This window comes from Micromonospora sp. NPDC048830, assembly GCF_043198215.1.
Taxonomy (GTDB): domain Bacteria; phylum Actinomycetota; class Actinomycetes; order Mycobacteriales; family Micromonosporaceae; genus Micromonospora.
This window is the reverse complement of sequence record NZ_JBICUP010000057.1, coordinates 16,068-37,976: the sequence shown is the minus strand read 5'-3', so window position 1 is coordinate 37,976 and position 21,909 is coordinate 16,068. Positions and strand designations below refer to the sequence as shown.

Annotated in this window: 5 protein-coding genes (1 of these 5 cut by a window edge); 1 reads left to right on the top strand and 4 read right to left on the bottom strand. The window is 71.5% G+C overall.

Annotated features, from left to right (window positions below):
• The 4 genes from ACGFIZ_RS30410 to ACGFIZ_RS30395 all read right to left on the bottom strand — a co-directional run.
• Window positions 1-669, bottom strand: a 669-nt coding sequence (locus tag ACGFIZ_RS30410; RefSeq protein WP_393425510.1) for a hypothetical protein, incomplete at its 3' end; no start/stop codon positions are given.
• Window positions 670-2,199: 1,530 nt separating this feature from the next.
• On the bottom strand, window positions 2,200-2,838 hold the full coding sequence (locus ACGFIZ_RS30405; RefSeq protein ID WP_393425507.1) for a hypothetical protein: 639 nt from the start codon (window positions 2,836-2,838) through the stop codon (window positions 2,200-2,202).
• Between the two features lie 625 nt (window positions 2,839-3,463).
• Window positions 3,464-4,945 carry a hypothetical protein gene (locus ACGFIZ_RS30400; RefSeq protein WP_393425504.1) on the bottom strand — a complete coding sequence of 494 codons (1,482 nt, stop codon included), beginning with the start codon at window positions 4,943-4,945 and terminating at the stop codon, window positions 3,464-3,466.
• Window positions 4,946-5,748: 803 nt separating this feature from the next.
• Entirely contained in the window at window positions 5,749-6,639 is an 891-nt protein-coding gene (locus ACGFIZ_RS30395; RefSeq protein ID WP_393425501.1) for a hypothetical protein, read from the bottom strand.
• Between ACGFIZ_RS30395 and ACGFIZ_RS30390 the strand changes: the two genes are divergently transcribed.
• Window positions 6,596-21,909: part of a LuxR C-terminal-related transcriptional regulator coding region (locus ACGFIZ_RS30390; protein ID WP_393425498.1), annotated on the top strand (this coding region is incomplete at its 3' end). Its footprint extends 16,067 nt past the window's final position; the window shows 15,314 of its 31,381 annotated nt. The genes ACGFIZ_RS30395 and ACGFIZ_RS30390 overlap by 44 nt on opposite strands.

The following is a 21,909-nucleotide window of genomic DNA, read 5'->3' as shown; positions in this document are numbered from 1 at the left end:
CTGGGTCAACGGATACCACCAGGTCCTCGCCCAGGCCGCCGGCAGCGCCACGCCCGCGACCCCCAGCACGCCGGCTGTGCCCAGCACGCCCAGCACGCCCAGCACGCCCAGCACGCCCAGCATGCCGGGCACTTCGGGTACGTCCGGCACGCCGGATGCGGCCGGCGCCCGCAGTACGGTGCCGGGTGGCGCTGCCCCCCGCACCGACGGCACGCCGCACCAGGACCACACCAGCGACAGGACGTCGGTCAATGACACGTCCGTCTCCGGCGACGACAGCATCTTCAGCCGCGATGACAGGCCCGACGATACCTTCACGGTCAGTGAGGTGTCCGTCTCCGGCGACGACACCTTCACGGTCAGTGAGATGTCCGTCTCCGGCGACGACATCTTCAGCCGCGACAGCAGCTCCACCAACACCGTCACGTCCAGTGAGATCTCCGTCTCCGGCGACGACATCTTCAGCCGCGACAGCAGCTCCACCAACACCGTCACGTCCAGTGAGATCTCCGCACTGGACGAACCGATCAGTCGCGACCCGGCCAAGCGCGACATCAGGGACAGGGATCCGTTCAGTGACGTGTCCTCGTCGGCCGACCCGGTCGGGCGCGGCGAGCCGGCCAGCACGGCACCGGAGGCGGCGGTCCCGGCGACCGGGCCGGCCGTCACGGCGGCCGAGTCCGCGCAGCGGGTCGCCGACTGGATCGATCAGACACAGGTGGGTTTTGGCAACAGCCGCGACCCGTGGTGGTGGTGCGTGCAGGCCACCCTCGACGCCTTCAGAGCCCAATACAAACGGCTCGGCAACCGGGCAGTATCCGACGACCGGATCCTCGGACCCGACGGCCGACTCGCACCCACCACCAGCTGGGAACAACTCCTGGACATCCTCGACGCGACACCCGAACGCGTCGCCCACCCCGTCGGCCGGCCCGACGGAGTCAAACCGGAAGACGTACTCGCCGCGCTCAAAGCCGCACCGGGATCGATGGTCGTGGTCAGGATCTCGCCGCCGAACGGGCCACAACACGTGTTCGCCCTCCACAGCGACCCACAACCATCCGGACCACCGACCATCAGGGTGCGCGACGGCCTGGTCCCCGGCGCCGAGGACCGACCCGAACCACCCGACCCGACCACCGACCCGTGGCTGCGACACCTGTTCGCATCGAGCACCCGACTCGCCGCGTTCGACAGCACCGGACGACCCACCACCATCACCAACCTCCTGGCCGACCACACCACCGCACACCCGCAGCCGATCACCACGACCGGCACCGACCCCAGCGCCATCCTGCTCGCCTCCACCACCCCACCCCGCGGCCCGTCCCACGCCATGCAGGCGGAGCGCATTTTCCCCGAGCTTCCCCTGGTCCGGTTCGGCGTGCCCCGCGACGGTCTCGACCTGCTGTACGCGTTCATCGCCTCTGAACCGGCTCTGGTCCGCACCGCGCTGGGCGCGCGGCTGCCCGCCGATCTGCAGGCGTTCCTGTCCGATCCGGTTAGGGTGCGGGCCGCTGTTGCCGAGTCGGTTCGTACCGGGGTGCCGCAGGGGTCCGAGCTTGGTCGGGTCACCGAGTTGTTGCAGGGCCACGTGTCGGGCTATCTGGAGGAGAACGCGGGTCGGTTGCCGGCGGACGTGACCGCGCAGCGGCTCGCCTTCCGGCCGCAACACGAGCGGGATGTGGCGGCGCTGAGCCCCGATCAGGTGCTGCGGCGTCTCGGCGAGCTGATGGACGCCGGTCTCCTGGACCCGGCGGCTCTCCGGGCACGTCTCGACGAGATACAGGCGAATCCGGCGGACGCCGGCCGTCACCTGTTCGAGGTGTTGATCGACCCCGATCGCCAGCTCGACTCCGGGGAACTGGCGGCGGTGAAGGCTGCCGTGAACGACTGGGCGAACCTGTCGGCCACCCCGGCCGGCCAGTTCCTGGCACCGCTGCTGGCGCACGCGACCGGTGCCGGGATGCAGATTTCCCAGGTCGCCCCGGACGGGGCGCGGTCGGCGGGCGGGTACGGCCCGGCCGGGGGCGCCCCGGTCGGTCTGGCCCGCGTGACGGCCGACCCGGAGCGGCCGGGCGTCGACAACCACTTCGACGCGCTCGTACCGGAAACCCCTGCGGCGGTTGAGCAGTCGGCCGTACTCCCGCAGCAGGTCGCCCCGACCCCGCAACCGCCGACGCCGCCCGCCGACGGCAGTCAGCAGCAGGTTGTCCGGCCGGCGGCTCCGTCCGCGGACGCGCCGCTGGTCGTGATGGCCAAGGGGTTGCCGGAGAACCTGCGGCTCCAGCGTGCGGTGGGCGGCGTCCTGCTGCACGACGGGGGCATCGCGCCCGGCCCGATCAGCTCGCGGGTGTTGGCCCCGACCGGCCCCGGCCCGGCCATCCTGCTGCACTCCTCGGTGCTCGACCCGGACAGCCTCGGTGCCGCGCTGGCCGGGCTGCGGGCGCAGGACGCGACCATGGCTGTCCTGCACTGGCCGCAGGACCAGCCGGTCAGCGTGGCCCGGGCGCTGGAGGTCACCGCGCAGGGGCTGGGGCCGCAGGCCATGTTGTCGGTGCCGCGGTCGGCGCTGCGGGACCGGCCGACGCCCAGCTCGCAGATCGTCCCGCTCGACGCCAACGGTGAGGTGACCTTCTTCAGCGGGCGGCCCGAGCGGTACCTGTTCCTGCCCGAGGTCGCGGGCGCGCCGCCCCGGCCCGCCCCGTACGGGCTGACCGAGCAGTCGCCCGGCGTGTACGGGCTCGGTGACGGTTGGGTGGCCTGGGACGGCGGTAGCCACCTGTGGATCGGGCCGGCGACCGAACTTGACCGGGTACGGCGGTTGCTGCCGGACACCGGTGGCTGGCTGGCCGAGCCGGCGGTGTTCCTGGGCTGGGGCGGGACTCCGCTGCCTGCCGGGGTGCGCCACCGGGTGGGTCGGATCTTCGCGGGTATGCCGGCCGCGCCACCGGCGCACCTCATCACCTCCGGGATGGGGCTGGACCGGCGTACTCTCGTCCCGTCGGAGGTGCCGGGCCTGCCCGCCGGGGTCCAGTTGAGCCACGTCCCGGGTGGGGTGATTGCCCACACCGGTCCTCGGCCGCCGGCCGGTGTTACGACACTGCACTGGTCCGATTTGGCCACCCCGGACCGGCCCCGGCTGGTGTTGGACGAGTCGGTCAGCGACCCGGTCGCCGTCGTGGAGGCCGTGCGCCAGGCACTTCCCCCGGGGGCCGGTTCGCTCCAGGTGTTCGTGGCGCCCCCGGCCGCCGGCGCCCCGGGCACGCCGCCCGATGCCGCCGCTGCGCAGGTGGCGGACCGGTTGCGGGAGCGGTTCGGTGGGCTGCTGGAGTTGGTGCTGCCGGTCTCCGTAGTGGGCCGGCAGCCGGCCGGTGTCGACGAGCTGACCCCGATCGACGCCCGGGGCCAGGAGACCTTCCCGGCCGCCGCGCACGCCTGGCGGGTGCCGCTGCGTTCGGTGTCACCCCGGCAGCCTGGGCCGCTGGGCTTGAGCCCGTCTACCGCGGGCGGGTTCCAGGTGTACCGGGGTTGGACGGTCCGGGAGCACCGGGGGGTCGTCCTGTTCGCTCAGAACGGCACCAGCCCGGACACGCTGTCGCCCGATGCCCTGGCGGCCCCCGCGACCGGGGTGGCGGTGGTGATCCAGTCCCGGGGCGGTCCCATCCCGCGCGAGGTGGCCGGTGCGGCCACCCGGCTGCTGTCCGGTGTTCCCGAGGCCGACCGGCACGTCCGGGTCTTCGGCAACGACGCCAGCGCCGGCCCGCCCGCACCCGACGCCGACGGGTCGGGTGGGCAGAAGTGGACGCCGCCGGCCAACCCGGACCGGCGGGCGCTCGCGCTCGGCGATCCCAAGGCGGAATTGCCGGACCTCGACCGCATCGAGCAGGCGCTGCGCGCCGACGCGGCCCGGCGGGGCATCACGGTGCCGGCCAACGAATGGGAAATGCTGCACGAGCTGCTGCTCAACAACTACCGGAAGGTGGTCTCCGAGGACGGGTACCTGTTGACGTTGGGTGGCATGGAGGTGCGCGCCCGCCTGCGACCGGGCGGCCCGCGGCTCGTCCCGAACCCGGCCGGCTCGTTCGACTCCGAGACGCCCGGGTTGTCGCCGGATGGCACCGGGGGTGGGACGAGCGCCAGCGGCGACTTCCACGCCAACCAGTTCACCCAGGGTGTTTTCCAGACCGGTGCGCACAGCCAGGCGGACGGCGTCAATACCCGAGCGGTGCGGCTGCGCGGCGGCTACAACGTCGACGTGCCGCTCGGCCCGACGACCCACTGGGGGGCCGGCTTCAACGCCAAGCTCAACAATGTCCTCCGGAACACCTCCCACCTGGTCGACGCCGAGAAGGGCCGGGTGCTGGACACCCGCGCGGATTCGACGTTCTACTTGTACGACGAGCCGGGGTGGTTGATCGAGACGCGCGGCGACGGGCAGCCGTGGCAGGCGCTGGACCTGCCGGAGCCGCCGGACGGTCAGAAGCCCGCCCCGCTGCTGGTGGCGATCCCCAACCATCTGCTGAAGACCGCTGGCGAGCAGGTGGTCGCCGACCTGCCAGACGACATGCGGGACAACCTGACCCGGTTGCCGGAACTCTTCTCCGCCAGCAACATCACCGGCCTGAACGAGCTGTACGACCACATCATCGCCGAGCTGCGCGCAGACGGCTTCGACATGTCCATCGACAGTCCGATGCGTAAGGATCTGCAGCGCAAGCTGTGGAACCTGGAAGTCCACCTCGACGTGGCGGTGAACGACCGAGATGATGCCGGCGCGTCGACCCAGGGCTTCCAGTTCACCGTGCACGACCGCGGGTTCGCGGCCGCCAGCATCCGGGTGTACGCCCGCCGCGTCGGCGACTCCCTGCAGGTGGGCGACGGTGACTCCACGCCGGTGGGCGATGCGGGCGTGCCGCTGGGCGAGGCCAGCGACAAGGCCCACATCGAGAAGGTACGTACCGGAATCGTGGGGCAGGGCGGCGAAGTCACCGTCCAGCAGTCCAGTGGGCTGTCGGTGGGTGGCGCGGCCGACCTGCCGTTGGCCACGCGCTGGAACGATCCGCAGGTGTACAAGGAGAAGGCCAAGCTCGGTGTCTCCGCTCGCGCCGGGATGAGCTGGACCAGCAACGACAGTGGCGGCGTCACCAAGGCGTCGCTGAACGTGGTGGTCGAGCGGGACACCGATTACACGGTCAGTCGGGAGACTCAGCTCAAGTTGAGCGCCGGGGTGGCCACCTCGCGCCGGCCGCGGAAGGGGCACCGGCGGACGCCCGAGGTGGACGGGTCGGCGGTGATCCGGATGTCCGCGCTGGACGCCTACGACCACGGGTTCAGCGTCGACGCGGCCGTCTTCCGCCCCGATCCCATCCCCGGGCTGGCGGATGGTGTCCCGACCCCGGTCCCCGCCACGGGCGGGCGGCCGCAGCGGGTGCCGCACGACCAGTGGCGGCAGCGGCTGCGCAACGTCGGCCCGCATCCGGAGGACACCGGCGGCAACCTGGTGCCACGGCACGTTCTGGAGGGCAGTGGCAGCCTGGGCCAGTCCCTGCCGCAGGTCGACAAGCGGGCGGTACGGCAGGTCCGGGCCGGTCTCATGCAGGCGCTGGCCGACGAGGGGTTCCTTCCCGTGGACGGGGACCGGCCGTGGGCGCATGCGGCGCAGAGCCGGCCGGCGACCCCGGAACCGGGTACGCCCACCGAGGAGCAGCCGCTGCTGGGCAGGGCGATCGAGGGGGCGCGTAACGCCTACGACGAGGTCGCCCGCCCCGATACCGACGCCAGGATCGGCAACCGGGACCTGTTCAACAAGATGGTGAGCGGCGACGGTCTGGAATCGCACTTCCCCTCGATCACCCAGGGCGGCTCTGCCGCCCCCGAGGCCCCGGAGGGCGGGTCGGCCCCGGCGGCCGCCCCGGAGGGTGGGCCGGCCCCGGAGCGGCCAGCGGGGATGACCTTCACCCTGAACAGTTGGCGCAACGCGGTGAGGCGTACCGCCGTGGTGACCATCCACGCCGTCCCCCGGATCACCGCGGACGTCGACGCGGACGGCAACTCGGTGCACTTCGACCGGCTCACCGACGAGTTGAGCGTGGTCACCCTCGCCATGTCGCTCGGCATCGCCGGCCAGGGCGCGAGCGGCAACCAGGGCTGGTCGGGGGAGGTCGGGCTGGGGCTCGCGATGCCGCCGGGCGTCGAGTGGCTTCGTTCCGTCGGACTCATCGGCGGGTCGGTGAGCCGCAACGTCGGCGCCGCCGAGCGGTTGACCCGCATCGTCAACCGCCCGAAGCTGACGGAGTACGCCGGCCGGGTGATGCTGTTCAACTTCCCGTACGACTTCTTCTGGACGGTCGAGATCAGCGACCGGGACGCCCCGATCACCTCGCCCGAGCCGGTCCGCGCCAACGTGCGCGCCGCGCTGCTGCCCCTCAACTCCGATCCGGCCACCTTCAGCGAGGTGGCCCCCGTCGACACCGAACCGTCGGTGCTCAACCGGGGCGACGTGTACTTCCTCGACACGCACGGGCTGCGCGCCGCGGTGCGGAACCAGTTGCCGCCGGACCTGACCCGGGCCGGCCGACCGATGGCCGGGCCGGTGGACGCCTTTGCCAACCCGATCGCCGCCGAGGCGAACTTCAAGGAGATCCTGCACGGCAATTACGCCATCACCACCCTGGTCGAGCCCGGTCTCGTGGCGAACACCGAGGCCGGAATGTCGATCGGCGTGTCCCACATCGAGGGGGCGCAGTTCGTCGGCGCCACCCCGGACCAGTACGTCACCGGCCAGATCGAGCTGAACCTGGTCGAGGTCGGCAACGCCGCCATCGACTCGTTCGGCTGGGGGTTCACCCTGCCCAACTTCGGCCTCGAAGGCAAGTTCGGTCCGCTGAAAGTCAGCTTCGGCGCGTCGGCGGGCGGGAAGGTGAGCAAGACCGAGATGGCCGAGCTCAAGCGCATCGGCGGCCTGGAGATGCTCAAGCTGGCCTTCGGTCGGGGGTACGCCTTCCTCGCGCCCTACGACATCAATGTCCGCGCCGGCCTCCACAAGCAGGTCGGGTTCGTCGTCAGCCGGGTCAGCGTGCCGCGCGGAGCCGACCTGCAGGGCCGCACGATGCTGTTCATCCTGCCGGAGGCGGAGGCCCTGGCGCAGTACGCGGCCGGGAAGCTGCCGATCAGTGATGCGCAGTTGCTCGACGCGATGGGCCGGTGGTCCCGCGGTGAACTGGTGCTCAGCGGCAACACCGTGGCCGGGCTGCTCAGCCGGTGGCGCGGCGAGCTGGACGGCCGCACGGTCGCCGGGGTGCCCGACCTCGGCGCGTACCTGGTCCAGCACCGGGTCCAGACGTGGGCGCTGACGCTCGCCGACCGGCATGTGGACCTGGCCCAGCGCGGCGCGGTGCTCGACCCGAGCCGCCGCGCGCAGTTCGCCGCCGACTTCGGGATCGTCCTGGACCCGAACGTCAACCCGTTCAGCGCGCTGACCATGCCGCCCTACCTGACCCGTACCGGTGACCGGATGCTGGGCCACGCGGGCGTCGACGAGGTGGCGCTGTTCACCGGGCCGGCTCCGGCCGACGGCGGGCCGCGCCCCACCACGACCCTGCTGGACGCGGTCCGGACGCTGATGGACACCGTCAGGCCCGGGCTGCTCGGGGCCAGCCACGCCAACTGGCCGGAGGCGGGGACCAGCTGGGGCGTGCTGATGTTCTCCCCCGACGAGTCGGTGGTCGGCGCGCTGCCCGGCAGCCTCGAGTCGCTGCAGTCCACGCTGGCCGGGCAGCGCGCCAACATCGTGTTCGCCGACATGCTGAACCGGTACAACGGCGTGACGTTCTACTTCGTCCACCAGCTGGGCAAGATGGCGGCCCAGGTGTTCAAGTTGAAACTCTCGGCCATCCTGGACGGCCGGCCGCAGTACATCGGCTGGGAAGACGCCTACGGCCTCGAGAACTATGCGCACTTCAACGACGAAGCCACTCGCATCCTTCGGGAAGCGCTGGGCTGGAACCTCATGCCGGGCAAAATCGGCTTCTCAGCCGACGGCAAACCGATGGCCGGCGCCGCGTTGCTGTCGTTCGTGCCGGAGGGGGCACGCGGCGTCAAGGCCGGCAGGAAGACCATCCGGGAACGGACCGCCTACGACTGGTCGGGGCACTTACGAACCAGGGGCAAGGTCAAGATCTCCCTGGAGCTCAGCCGGTTGCACATGCACGGCTGGCAGCCGAGCTACCTGCTGAACCACATGATCACGGCCCTGAGCAGCGCGACGGACTCGGCGTTGCACCACGCGCCCGCCGGTTTCGCCGACTGGATCTCCCTCGCGCCGGTGGAGCCGGTGCAGACCCATCAGTACGAGGCGCGGATCGACTTCATGATCCCCCGGGGGCAGGCCGAGGCCACGCCGATGCCCCGGTCGCCGCGGCTGGACCTGCGCGCGCTGCCGAAGCTGGCCGGTGACGCCTACGTTCTCGCCCTGGCCGACGACCTCTACCCGGCCGCCCGGAAGCTCATGGGCGAGGTGCTCGGCCCGCACGCCAACCGCCCGGACTACCGGGGCATCATGGCGCTGGACGGCGTGCTGTCCCGGCTCAGCGTCGACAACCTCCTGTCCGACGCGCTGCGCCCCTCCGGATTCCTGCTCGGCTCGCACCTGTTCGTCGGGGGCGAGTCCAACAACCGGGCGGACCTGCGGCTGTTCGTCAAACTGGGTGGTGTGAGGATCGTCGGCAGGCTCGGCAAGACCACCGGTACCGGCCGATACGACAAGTCCCTGGACATCACGTCGGCCAGCCAGTCGCGTAACCTGTGGCGGCCCAACTTCGACGGGGAGATATCGCACGCCAGGCCGCTCGGCGCGACGAACATCGGTGCGCAGGAGGACACGACCGTCACCGGCAAAATCACCACCGGCGCGAACCGGACCGCGCCGGCCAGCCACACCGCCACCTTCGACAACAACTTGCGTACCGAGGACCACCTCAAGACGGTGGAGGGCGATACGTACCTGGTCGAGATTCGCACCTCATCCCGTCTCGTCGCGGTCCCGCATCGGCACAGTGCGTTCCACCGCGACGCCGGCCTGGCGCCGATCGGGCCGGAGCGGTTCGCGGCCGACGACGCCCGCAGCACCGGTTGGATAAGCGGCACGAGTTTCCACGAGATGCACGCCGGCGAGGTACACGACCTCCTGCGCGCGCTCTCCGAACCGCACGACTGGAAGGCGAACAATCCGGCCGGCTGGCCCGCGCCGGCGGCCGACGCGCCCACGATCGGCCTGGAGGGCCTGCTGCAACGGGCCACCCCGGCGGGCATGGCCGCCGCCCCGGTGGCCGGCCGTGTCATCGAGGCCGGCGATTTCGACCCCGACCAGGCGCCCCAGCACGCCGCCCTGCTGATCCGCGACCAGCTCGGCAACCACTACGACCCGGTCAGTCCGCTGCGGCTCACCGCCAGCGCCGCCGAGCAGGCCCGCCGCCGGTACGAGGTGGTGCTGGACTGGGCGGTGGGCCACCTCCAGGGGCTCAGCCCCGCGCAGCAGGCCGCCGCCGCCAACCTCGCCGAGCTGACCGCCTGGAAGAACCAGGTCGGCAAACTCGCGGTCGGTGCCGCGCTGTCCGCCACCGACGTGCGGCTGTTCAACGAGCGGATCCCTGAGATCGTCGACCGGGTACAGGCGGTGCAGCCGCCCGACTCCGCCCCGGTCACGCCACCGGAGGAGGTGGAGCTGCTCGCCCAGGACCCGCGCACCGTGGCCCGGGTGGTGGCGTCCGAGCTGAAGACCCACCTCGACCTGACCGTCACCGACGACCAGGGCGCGGTCAGCCGGTACCGGATCGACCCGCAGGGCTGGATCGTCGAACTGCGGGAGCGCCCGGACGGCACGTTCGCCCCGATCACGGCCCCTGAGGTGGTTGACGGGCTCGACCGGGATCTGAAGTTGCGGGCCTTCAGTGCCGCGATTGGCGGGTCGCAGCAACGCGAGATCTACCGCGGGCTGCTGGAACGTACCCCGGTGCAGATGGACGCGGCCGCGGAGCTGGGTCCGGAGCTGGAGACGCACATCCGGCAGGCACGCGCCGACGCCGACGACCGCGCCCGCGAGTGGATCACCGAGGGCCTGCCCGCCCGATCGGCGAACCCCATCGCGGCCCACGCCGCCCGGCACGACACCGACACCCCGCATACGCGGGCCGGGCAGGCGCGGCGGCTGCTGGCTCCCGTCCTGCCGCCGGGATGGACCACCACCGGGCCACTACCCGAGGTGCCCGCAACGCTGCGCCCCGGCACCCGACTGTGGATCACCCGCCCCCAGGGTGCCTTCGCGGCGCGTGTCGACGCCGACGGCACCTACCGCCTCTTCGACCCGCTCGCCCTCGGGACGGCCGAGCGGACCCTCACCGCCGAGCAGTTCCAGGAGGCGGTGACCCTCGCCGCATTCCCGGTGGTCAGCGAACTCGCCACGCCGAAGCCCGTCACCCTCGTGGAGCCCGACGTGCTGACGAGCTGGCTGCTCCAGGACGGCGACTGGGCGGCGTCCCGGCAGTTCGCGGAAGCCAACCTCGAGGCGCTGCGCGCCGACCCGACCGCGGCGCGGCTGGCGCAGGACCAGCAGCCCGAGGCGGCCCCGGCGCCGCCCGGCGATCCGGTCCTCGACCGGCACCGTGCCCTGCTGGAGGCGATCCGTGCCGGACAACTGACGGCCGCCTTCGACTACCTCGACGCGGCCGACGCGGCGGCCCGGCACCGCGTGCTCGCCGGCGCGGTGGCCGCGGTGGCACCGACCGACCCGAACGGCTCGACCGGCCCGATCGACCCGGCCGCGCCGGCCGGGCTGCGGGCGCTGGCGGATCTCGTCGACGCCGATCCGCGGGTGACCCAGCCCGGGCCGGAGCGGGAGGCCGTCTCCGACGCGGGCATCCTGCGGGCCGTGGCCGACATCCTCGACCCGGCCGTCGGACCACTGGCCACCTTCCGGTCCATCGCCTCCGCCGCGGGGACCATCAACCCCCAACAGAACTGGCCGGAACCCCTGCAAGACCTGGTCGACCGGCTGCCCGAGCCACTCGACCGCGACGTGGCGACGCTACGCGACGCGCTCGACGTCATCGAGCGGATGCAGTACAAAGAAGTCGCCAAGCTGCTCGGTAGCTCGGACGTCGGCCCGGTGGCCGCCGCGGTGACCGCGTCCGGGACGACCGCGACCGGCCTGGCCCGCGCGTGGCGGGACGTCTCCACCGCCGCCGACCTGATCCCGGCGCTGCCCCCACCGGCCGGCGCCTGGGCCGGGACGCCGGACACCCGGCTGTCGGCAGACACCTCACTGCCGCCGGCCCACGTCGTGCATCATCCAATGCCCGCGGCATCCGCCTCCGTCGAGCGGTGGCTCGCCATCGGCAACTGGCACGACTCCCGCGCCTTCCTCGACGATCACCGGGCGGACCTGCTCTCCGACCGGGCGCACAGCGAGCTTCAGACCCGGCAGGCGAAGCTGCCCCACGACGACGAGCTCGCCGCCCATGTCGCGCTGCTCACCCTGGCCCGCTACGGCCACGTCGAGGACGGATACCGGTACCTGCTCGGCCCCACCCCACCGGCGCCGGCAGCGGCCGGGACCCCGGCACCGGCAACGCCCCCGGTGCCGGCTCCGACACCGGGGGCGCCGACCGGGCGGCAGGAGATGCTGACGAGCCTGCTGGCCCGGCCGGACCTGGCCGACCCGGCCGCCGTGTCGGCCCTCGGTGACCTGGCCGCCACCCTGCCCGGCCCGGTCGACGCTGTGGACGCGGCGATCCTGCACCTGACCGCCGACACGCTCGCCGGCCTGAACGTCTCCGATGCCGCCGTCACCACGCTGGTGCAGGACGCCCGTCAGACCCTCTCGGCACCGCAGCGGCATCAGTGGGCCGAGACGATCCGCAACCTCGGTGCCAACGCCACCGGCGCCCGCGGGGCGGCACTGCGGCACCTCGCCGACCGGCTGTTCACCACGGCACCGGATCCCGGTCCGGCCTCGGACGCCTCGGACGCTACGACGCGGCAGGCCACGCGGCAGCGCCTCCAGGAGGCCACCCAGGAACTCCAGCGCACCATCGACGACCTCGGCCAGGCCCGCCGGAACGAACGCGACGCGCAGGACGCCCGGGACGCCGCGGCGGCGTCGCTCGACGCCGCCAGGAACGCCGTCACCGCCGCCGAAGGCGAACGCGCCCGGCTCGAGGAGAACATCGACGACCTCAACCGTGCGATGCCGGGACTAGAAGCGGAGGTGACGCGACGAGAGGGGTTGGAGTCAGCGGCCCGGCAGACGGTCAACGACCTCGCCACCAGCCAGGACGAGCCACGGCTGGCCGCCGCCCAGGCAGAACTTCTCCAGGCGCAGCGGGAACTGGACACGGCCCGGACGGCGCTGGAGAAAGCCACCAGCGACCTCCAGGACGCCGAACAGAACCTCGACCGGGTCCGCTCGGAGCTGCCTGACCTGCGCCGGCAGTTCGAGACCGCGAGCGAGGAGTTCCGAGCCCGCGACATCTCCGCGCAGGCGCACACGAACACGGTCCGGGTGCTCGACGAGGCCAGGACGGCCAGTGAGGCGGCCCGGGACGCGGCGCAACAGCAGGTGGACCGGATGGCGTTGCCGGTCCCGCCGGTCCCGCGCGGCACCCCAGTCGTGGACGTGGACGCGGCGCTGGCCGAGATCGCCGGCTCCGGCCACGGCCGGTCCGTCGTCCAGGAGCTGGACCGCTCGGTACGCGCGCAGCACGGCGGCACGCCCCCGGCGCGGGTGGTGCTGCGCACCGACCCGACCCGGCAGGCCGACAACGCCGCGGCCGCCCCGGCGGACGAGACCGCCGTACACGAACTGGACCGGGTACAACTCGCGCGGGACCTCGCCGTGAGCCTGGACACCCCGGTCGAACTGCGGGTCCACGGTGGTAGCACCGCCGAGCCGTCGTACCTTGCCTACCCGGGCGGGGAGATGGTGCGGCTGGACGCCACCGGCCGCCCGGAGACCCTCGACGACGCCGTGCGGCGGCTGCCGCAGCGCCTCCAGGACGACCTGGCCCCGCACCGGGACCGGCCCGACGTGAACGCCCGGCTGGAGATCCTGCACGAGGCGGAGATCGAGTCGCGGCACGACTTCGCCACGGCCGTGGCCGCCCTGGTGGAGAACCTGAACCGATACCAGGGGTACCTGGCCCACCGGTGGTTCGCCCAGGACGTTCCGCCGGTCGACGCCGCCGGCCTACGAGCATTGGCCAACGGCCTGGACACCACGGCCTGGCCGGCCCCCGCCGGCACCCCGCCGGCCGGGTCGGTGGAGACCGGCCGCCCCGACGACATGGCCACCGCCTGGTTGACGTACACCCCGCAGCGGCGTGCCGAGATGATGGCCGACCTGCTGCCCGAGGCCCCCGGGCTCGGGTTCACCGTGGGCAGGCCGACCCGCGACCTGCCGGCCGATCCGCCAGCGGGCACCCGGGTGCTGGCCGTGGCCGGGGCCACGGTCGCCGCCGGCGTGGTCCTGCCCACCACGCAACTGCGCTGGTACGAACCCGCCCGCAACCAGATCCACACCGGCAGCACGCAGATGCTCGGTAACTGGGCCAAGGACCGGGCCGGCGAGAACGCGGGACCCGACGACATCTGGTACAGCGTGCTGACGCCCACCCCGGCCGTCGCCCCGGCCGTGGCCCCGACCGCCACCCTGACCGCCGATCTCGGGCTCGCCGCTACCCACGGGCCGGCCGCGGAACGCATCGACAATCTCGCCAGCGGCGGCCACGGCCCTGTCACCGACGACCAGCTGCGCCGGCTCGCCGCGGACCTCGGTATCCAGGCGCCGTCGCCGGACGGGGTCCTGCCCCAACTGTTCGAGGCAGCCAGGGATATCGCCATGGCGGACACGTTCAGCGGCGTGTACTTCGCCGACCCGGCGGTGGCGGATCCGGGCGCGGCGGCGGATCGGACGGCGGCAGAGGCGCTGCCGCGGGTGGACGGATGGTTCACCATCGCCGGGCACCGGAACCTGGCCGAGCGGCTGGCCGACGATCCGGTGCGCCAGGCCCTGTTCCTGCGGATGCTCACCGCCTCGCCCGCCTGGCAACACGCTGTTGCGCAGGCGCAACAGCGGGGCGGCGGCACACCCGACATCATGCTGGTCTGGTGCGACGCGGCATGGCAGGGACCGGGACAGGCCACCTCCTTCGGTGAATGGCTGCGCACCCAGCTGCGCGCCCGGCGGCTGATGTCGTCCACGCACGAGGTAGACCAGATACCCAGCGAGCTGCGGTCACACGCGGACGAGCCGGTGCGGTCCGTGTTGTTCTCGGACGGTTCGGTGGAGTTGTTCGGACCGGATCTGGTGGAGGCGGTACGGACCGCGGACATCGTCGAGAACGGTCAGGCACCCGAGGTGAGCTGGCCGGACCAGCAGGCCTTCGACGACGCCGGTGGCCAGCACCGGTGGGCCGGCTCCGATGCTCCGGTCGACCAGCACACGACCACGACCATCCCCGAAGATGAGGACCTGGCCGGGGTGGCCGGGGCGGTGTCGGAGGAGCAGTTCGGGACGGTTCCGCGTAGTAGGTCGGTGGTGGTGTATCCGGAGGGTGTGGGCGCTGGGGTTGATCTGGAGCGTCTTGCTGATGTGGCGCAGGAGCAGGCGGCGACGGATGCTGAGGCGTGGGCGGCGAGGAGGGGGGTGGATCGGCCCGCGGATGGTGGGGTGTGGCGGGTGATGCTGGTGTTCGAGGACCGCGGGCATGAGCACGTGCTGGGGCTGGTGCGGCGGTTGCTTAACGGTGGGTTGGGGGTGGAGGTGGAGGTGCCTGCGGCGGCGGTGATCGAGTTGTCGCCGTACGGTGCTGACCCGTCTGTTGTTCCTCAGGTGGAGTCACGGACGTTGGTCGAGGTCGCGGCGTTGCGGGCGGCGCGTGGCCAGTCGGGCGCGGTAGCGATCCGTTGGCGGTATGTGGCGGACCCGGGGGCGGATCACGCCGACGAGACTCTCCGGAGAGACGAGGCTCTCCAGAGATTCATGGAGGCGGCGGTCTCGGGGGCGGACCCGGGCCTGGGGGCGGGGGCTTTTTCATCGGGTCTGGTTGCTGTCGATTTCTCGGGTCGGGAGACGTTCGAGGCGTTGGTGTGGGAGTTCCAGACGCGTCCGGTCCGTCCGAGGGAGGACTATCTCGCTCTGGCACGTCGGGTGCTGGATGGATTGCCCGGGGAGCATGGGCCGTACCTCCTGTCCGTGAATTTGGATTGGCGGCTGTTGGGGGAGCGGGCGTTCTCGTATTTGCGAAATTGGGTGTTCCTTCAGAATGTGCCGTCGGGGCTTGGTGGTTGGCGGGTGATGCAGTTGCGGCAGGCGGAGTTGCTTGCCGGGGAGAGTGCGGCGGCGGTGGTGCCGGATGTGGGGCCGGTGGGGTGGGTGCCGGATGGTGCGCGGGTGTTCGTGGTGGGTGTGCCGCGGCCGCATCCGGTGCATCCCGGGACGGTCGTGTCGACGCAGACTTTGCTCGAACCTTTCCTGAACGGTGCGTTGCCGTCGGTGGAGTCGGGGTTGCGGGAGCCGGTGTATGTGGTGGTGCATGGGTTCGGTGGGTGGGTGTCGACGGTGGTGTTGGTGCATGTGGCGGAGGATGACCTGTGGCCGGTGCGGATGGGTGAGATGGTCACCGGCGATCCGGTGGTGGGTGGGGGCACTCGGCAGGCGCGGGATCTGGTCGAGGCGGAGGGTTGGACCCGTGTGTTGGCCGAGTTGGAGGGGATTGCGGCGGCGGTGGCGCCGGGCGGGGCGGCTCGGGATTGGGTGGGCCGGGTCGGGGAGCTGACGGCGGCGCTTCCCGATGTGACCGTGCATCCAGTGGCAGGGGTGGAGGAGCATCGCTGGACGGGTGAGCGGGTGGTGCAGTTGGTGGCGTTGGGTGAGCGGTTGGTCGGGCATACGCGCGGGTGGATGGGTGAGCCCGCTGAAACGGATCGGCTCGATCTGCGGCTGGAGCGGTGGGCCGGCCACGATCACAACCGGCGGCTGGTGACGGCGTTGGCGGCGGTTGACGGGTTGGCCGATGAGGTGGAGGTCCTGGTCGCGGAGGAGATTGGGCGGGCATGGGCTGAGGTGGTGGCATCGGTGTCGGCCCGGGGGGACGGGACGGTGCCGGACGCCGTCCGGGACGTGTTGCGGGCGGTGTATCTCGGTGCCTGGGTCTTCTATACGGCACCGGACCAGCCGGTCATGGTCGAGCAATTCCGGTTGCACGATGGGGAGACTCACCGTGTGCAGATTGTTGACCTGTCCGCCGTGCGGGATCGGGGCAGGGAGGAGTTTGCCCAGTTCCTGGCTGAGCATGGCCGGGACGTGGCGTTGTTGTGGTCGGCAGACGTTCCAGGAGACTCAGGAGACCCGGTCTCCGGGCTGCGGGCTGCCCTTGGAGGGCTGCCGCTGCCGCCGCCGCGGCGCTTGGACGTGGTGGGGCGGGTGCCGGAGGTGTCCGAGCAGTGGCGGGCGGAGTTGTTCTCCGCGGTGAGCGCGTTCGGGCTGGCGCGGCAGTGGTTGGAGGAACAGATCGGGTCGTTGCCGGTTCGGGCGGCGGTGTTGCCGGGGCAGGCCGGGGATGGCCAGGTGGCGTACGAGGGTGAGCAGACGGTGCGGGATTCCGACGCCGAGGCCGCTGAACGCGAGGATCTGATCCGGCGGTGGGAGACCGTCGTCCATGACCACCTGCCGCGTATGGACAGGCTGGCAGCCGCTGAGCGAGCGTTGCCGCCTCCGACCGACCGTGGCCAGGACAACAACCAGGCGCGGGACACCTTGGATCGGCTGTCCGAGCGGTATCGCAACGAGCTGCGGATTCTCAGCCTCGCGCGGGGACTGCGCAGCGAGAGCGACTACGTCCGATCGGTGCCCGCGGACAACGTCGGGGAGCTGAGGGGCCAGCTTGACCGGCTTGAGACAGCGGCCAGGGCGCTGGGCCAGCACCTCGGAGAGGACCCAACCGGTGCCGCCACACCACCGGCGGACGTGGCCGACGGTGTGGAGCTCCGGACGTTGGACGGCCACACCGACGCGGTGGCGGCGGTGGCGTCGTGGCAGGAGGCGTCGGGCCAGCGGCTGTTGGCCACCGCCAGCTACGACGAGACGGTGCAGATATGGGACGCGGACAGCGGTAGGTGGATCCGGACGTTGCGCGGCCACACCGACGAGGTGGTGGCGGTGGCGTCGTGGCAGCAGGAGTCGGGCCAGCGGCTGTTGGCCACCGCCAGCTGGGACGGGACGGTGCGGATCTGGGACGCGGCCGACGGCAGGACGATCCTGACGTTGGACGGCCACACCGGCGGGGTGACGGCGGTGGCGTCGTGGCAGCAGGAGTCGGGCCAGCGGCTGTTGGCCACCGCCGACGACGACGGGACGGTGCGGATCTGGGACGCAAGCGACGGTGCGTTGCTCCTGACGTTGACCGGCCACACCGGCCCGGTGCAGGCGTTGACGTCGTGGCAGCAGGAGTCGGGCCAGCGGCTGTTGGTCTCCGCCGGCTGGGACCGGACGGTGCGGATCTGGGACGCGGCCGACGGCAGGATGATCCTGACGTTGGACGGCCACGACGGCGAGGTGACGGCGGTGACGTCGTGGCCGGGCGAGTCGGGCCGGCTGGTGGCCACCGCCAGCGCGGACGGGGCGGTGCGGATCTGGAACGCGGACGACGGTGTGGTGCTCCAGACGTTGGAGGGCACCGACGGCGTGGCGGTGACGGCGGTGACGTCGTGGCCGGGCGAGTCGGGCCGGCTGGTGGCCACCGCCAGCGCGGACGGGGCGGTGCGGATCTGGAACGCGGACAACGGTGCGTTGCTCCGGACGTTGACCGGCCACACCCGCAAAATGATGGCGGTGACGTCGTGGCCGGCGGGGCCGGGCCGGTGGGTGATCGCCGGCGGCGACACGGACGGGATGGTGCGGTTGTGGTCCTGGTCCGGGGGCGCTGCCGTGCCGGATGGGTTGCCCGCCGTGCCGGATGGGTTGTCCGCCGTGCCGGATGGGCGGGGTCCGTTGGCCGGTCACACCGGCGAGGTGCTTTCGGTGACGTCGTGGCGGGGCGAGTCGGGCGGGCGGTGGGCCTCTGCCAGCGTGGACGGGACGGTGCAGATCTGGGACGCGGATAGCGGTGCGCGGCTGCTGACGTTGGATGGCCATGACGGCGGGGTGTCGGCGGTGACGTCGTGGCCGGCGGGGCCGGGCGGGCGGGTGGCCTCCGGCGGTGACGACGGGACGGTGCAGATCTGGGACGCGGGTAGCGGTGCGCGGCTCCTGACGTTGGACGGCGGCCACGGCGCGGTGTTTGCGTTGACGTCGTGGCCGGAGGGGCCGGCCGGGCGGGTGGTCTCCGCCAGCGTGGACGGGACGGTGCGGATCTGGGACGCGGGTAGCGGTGTGGTGCTTCAGACGTTGGAGGGCACCGGCCCCGACGGTGGGATGGTGTCGGCGTTGACGTCGTGGCCGGGCGAGTCGGGCCGGTTGGTGGCCGGCGTCGGCGCGGACGGGGCGGTGCGGATCTGGAACGCGGACGACGGTGCGTTGCTCCAGACGTTGGAGGGCGCCGACGGCGTGCCGGTGGTGGCGTTGACGTCGTGGCAGGGCGAGTCGGGCGGGCGGTGGGCCTCCGCCAGCGCGGACGGGGTGGTGCGGATCCGGAACGCGGACGACGGTGTGGTGCTCCAGACGTTGGACGGCGCCGACGGCGGGGCGGTGGTGGCGGTGACGTCGTGGCCGGGCGAGTCGGGCCGGCTGGTGGCCACCGCCAGCGCGGACGGGGCGGTGCGGATCTGGAACGCGGACAACGGTGCGTTGCTCCAGACGTTGGAGGGCACCGACGACGTGTTTGTGTTTGCGTTGACGTCGTTGCAGGAGGGGCCGGGCCGGTGGGTGATCGCCGGCGGCGACACGGACGGGATGGTGCGGTTGTGGTCCTGGTCCGGGGGCGCTGCCGTGCCGGCGGGGTTGCCCGTTACCGAGGCTCCGGTTACCGAGGCTCCGGTTACCGAGGCCCTGCCCGGTACCCTGACCGCCGATCTCGGGCTCGCCGCTACCCACGGGCCGGCCGCGGAACGCATCGACAATCTCGCCAGCGGCGGCCACGGCCCTGCCACCGACGACCAGCTGCGCCAGCTCGCCGAGGACCTCGGTATCCAGGCGCCGTCGCCGGACGAGGTCCTGTCCCAGCTGTTCGAGGCAGCCAGGGATATCGCCATGGCGGACACGTTCAGCGGCGTGTACTTCGCCGACCCGGCGGTGGCGGATCCGGGCGCGGCGGCGGATCGGACGGCGGCAGAGGCGCTGCCGCGGGTGGACGGATGGTTCACCATCGCCGGGCACCGGAACCTGGCCGAGCGGCTGGCCGACGATCCGGTGCGCCAGGCCCTGTTCCTGCGGATGCTCACCGCCTCGCCCGCCTGGCAACACGCTGTTGCGCAGGCGCAACAGCGGGGCGGCGGCACACCCGACATCATGCTGGTCTGGTGCGACGCGGCATGGCAGGGACCGGGACAGGCCACCTCCTTCGGTGAATGGCTGCGCACCCAGCTGCGCGCCCGGCGGCTGATGTCGTCCACGCACGAGGTAGACCAGACACCCAGCGAGCTGCGGCCACACGCGGACGAGCCGGTGCGGTCCGTGTTGTTCTCGGACGCTTCGGTGGAGTTGTTCGGACCGGATCTGGTGGAGGCGGTACGGACCGCGGACATCGTCGAGAACGGTCAGGCACCCGAGGTGAGCTGGCCGGACCAGCAGGCCTTCGACGACGCCGGCGGCCAGCACCGGTGGGCCGGCTCCGATGCTCCGCACGGCGATCGGCCGTCCGGTGCGGAAGGTGACCCGTCTGGTGTTGGCCCGACGCTTACTGCCCCGTCCCCCGCAGACCAGCTGGCAGAGGGCGATTTCGCGACACCACCGGAATGGGATCTCCCGGATTTCCTGCGGACGGAGACCGACGGAGCGGGCGGGTTCCCGGGTTCGCCGCCAGCGCCTGAATCTTCAGCGGAGGGGTCAGGGGCGCCACCGGCGCCTGGCTCGGAGTCGCCGCGGTCGGAGTCGGGAGCCGAGCAGGCCTCGAAGCGTCGGCGCATCGGTGATAGGCCGGCAGGGCAGCGTGACCGTGACCTGGTTTTTACCGACGATGACCCGCCATTGTTCGATGGGCCGGGAGCATGGGATTTGCTGGGGACGGAGACCGGCGGAGCGGTCGGGTCCTCGGGCTCGCCGGCAGCGCTGGCACCGGTGCCTGAATCTTTGCCCGATGAGCCAGGGACGCCACCGGCGCGTGGCTCGGCGGTGGCGCCGGCGGAGGTCGATGTCGCGTCGGGCTTGGAGCAGGAGGTGGCTGAGGCGATCACCACGTTGTCGGCCGTGGTGTCCGGTGACCAGGCGACACTCTTCGAGGAGTGGGCGCTCAAGGTGTTCGACTTCGATCCTCGGCGGTTTGACATGGGGGTGGCTGGGGTCTTTCAGCCGGTGTTGGACGCCTTTGGGGAACAGTTGGCGGAGTTGAAGGTCCGCAGCCTGGATGGACTGCGTGCGTGGGTGATTCGTGAGTTGGCCGACGACCTCGCCCGGGACGAAGGGTCGAAATTTAGGAAGATTCTTCCGTATCCGCAGGGCGTGTCGGAGAAGAAGGAGCGGGAGGCGCTGCACCGGATCTGGTTCCCCAAGGTCGTAGGTGGTGGGGTTCACGAACTCACGCTTGTGTCTTTCCATGTGGTGGCCGAGGAGTTGTCCCGGCCGATGGAGGTCCATCATCCGTTCGGTGCCCCGTACCGCATCGGCCCGCAGCCGGGTGACGGTGTCGTCCCAGAACAGGTCCTGTGGTGGAAGGGCGCTTACTTCCTCGTCAAACCTCGTGCCGAAGACGGTTCCGGCATCGCCGACCAGATCGCTGCGGGCTTCCCCCAGGCGAAGATAAACCCCAGCAATCGGCGGGAACTGGATGGGGTGTTCGAGTCGACGCGTGGTCTGCTGCAAGCGGCGATCGCCAAGGCGGAGAAGAATCGCGACAGCGCCTACTCGCGTATCCTGGAAAACACCTTCCGGCGTGACCTCGCGGTCATCCGTCAAGGCTCCTTCCCGTACAGTCAGGTCCAGGAACTCGCCGCGCACCTCCGATACTTGCGCAATCTCAAGGACCGGGGCGGCTGGGAAGACCAGCGCCCAAGTGACCTCTTCGGCGAATTCACCATTCGCGTCCCGGCCACCCCGGTGCGGCATGACCCGGAGATATCGGGGTTCACTCGTCCGGTGCCAGGGTTGAGCATCGGGCTGGCCGGCCAGGAGATGCGTCTCGATGGTATCGATGGGATCGATGGGCTTGTGCGCCCGGGTGATGAGGTCGATGTCACTATCGGGAAGACTGGGAGAGGGCATGGTGCCGGTTTCGTCGAAATCCGGTACACCCGGCCCGACGGCACCGAAAGCGCCATCTTCCAAAGGATCCGCCGCGAGTTCACTCCCGACGAATTGAAAGCTCTGAAGACAATGGCACCCGGCCGGGCATGGAAACCCGATCGCCCATTGTTCGTCGAGTCCTACCGCAGCACGACGCCGATGACCGGGGCCAGAAGGCAATTGGGCTCAAAGCTCGGCGGGGGCGTCAGGACCAGGGTCTATCTCCCGGGAAACGTCGTGGCCGGCGGAGGTAGGTTCGACTTCCCCGCGATTCGCCGGATTTTTTACAGCGCCGGGTTTGACGTCATTGGTCGACCCCTGATGGTCGCAAAACTGACGGCCGAAGGACAGGAACTGTACGCGCAAGTGGTCAACCCCGACCTCACCGTGGACAGCATCAGCGGCATGTTAAGGTCCGAAAATGTGTTGTGGGAGCTGGAGGATCTGTGGGATCTTTCCGGCGCAGTGACTTACAAAGG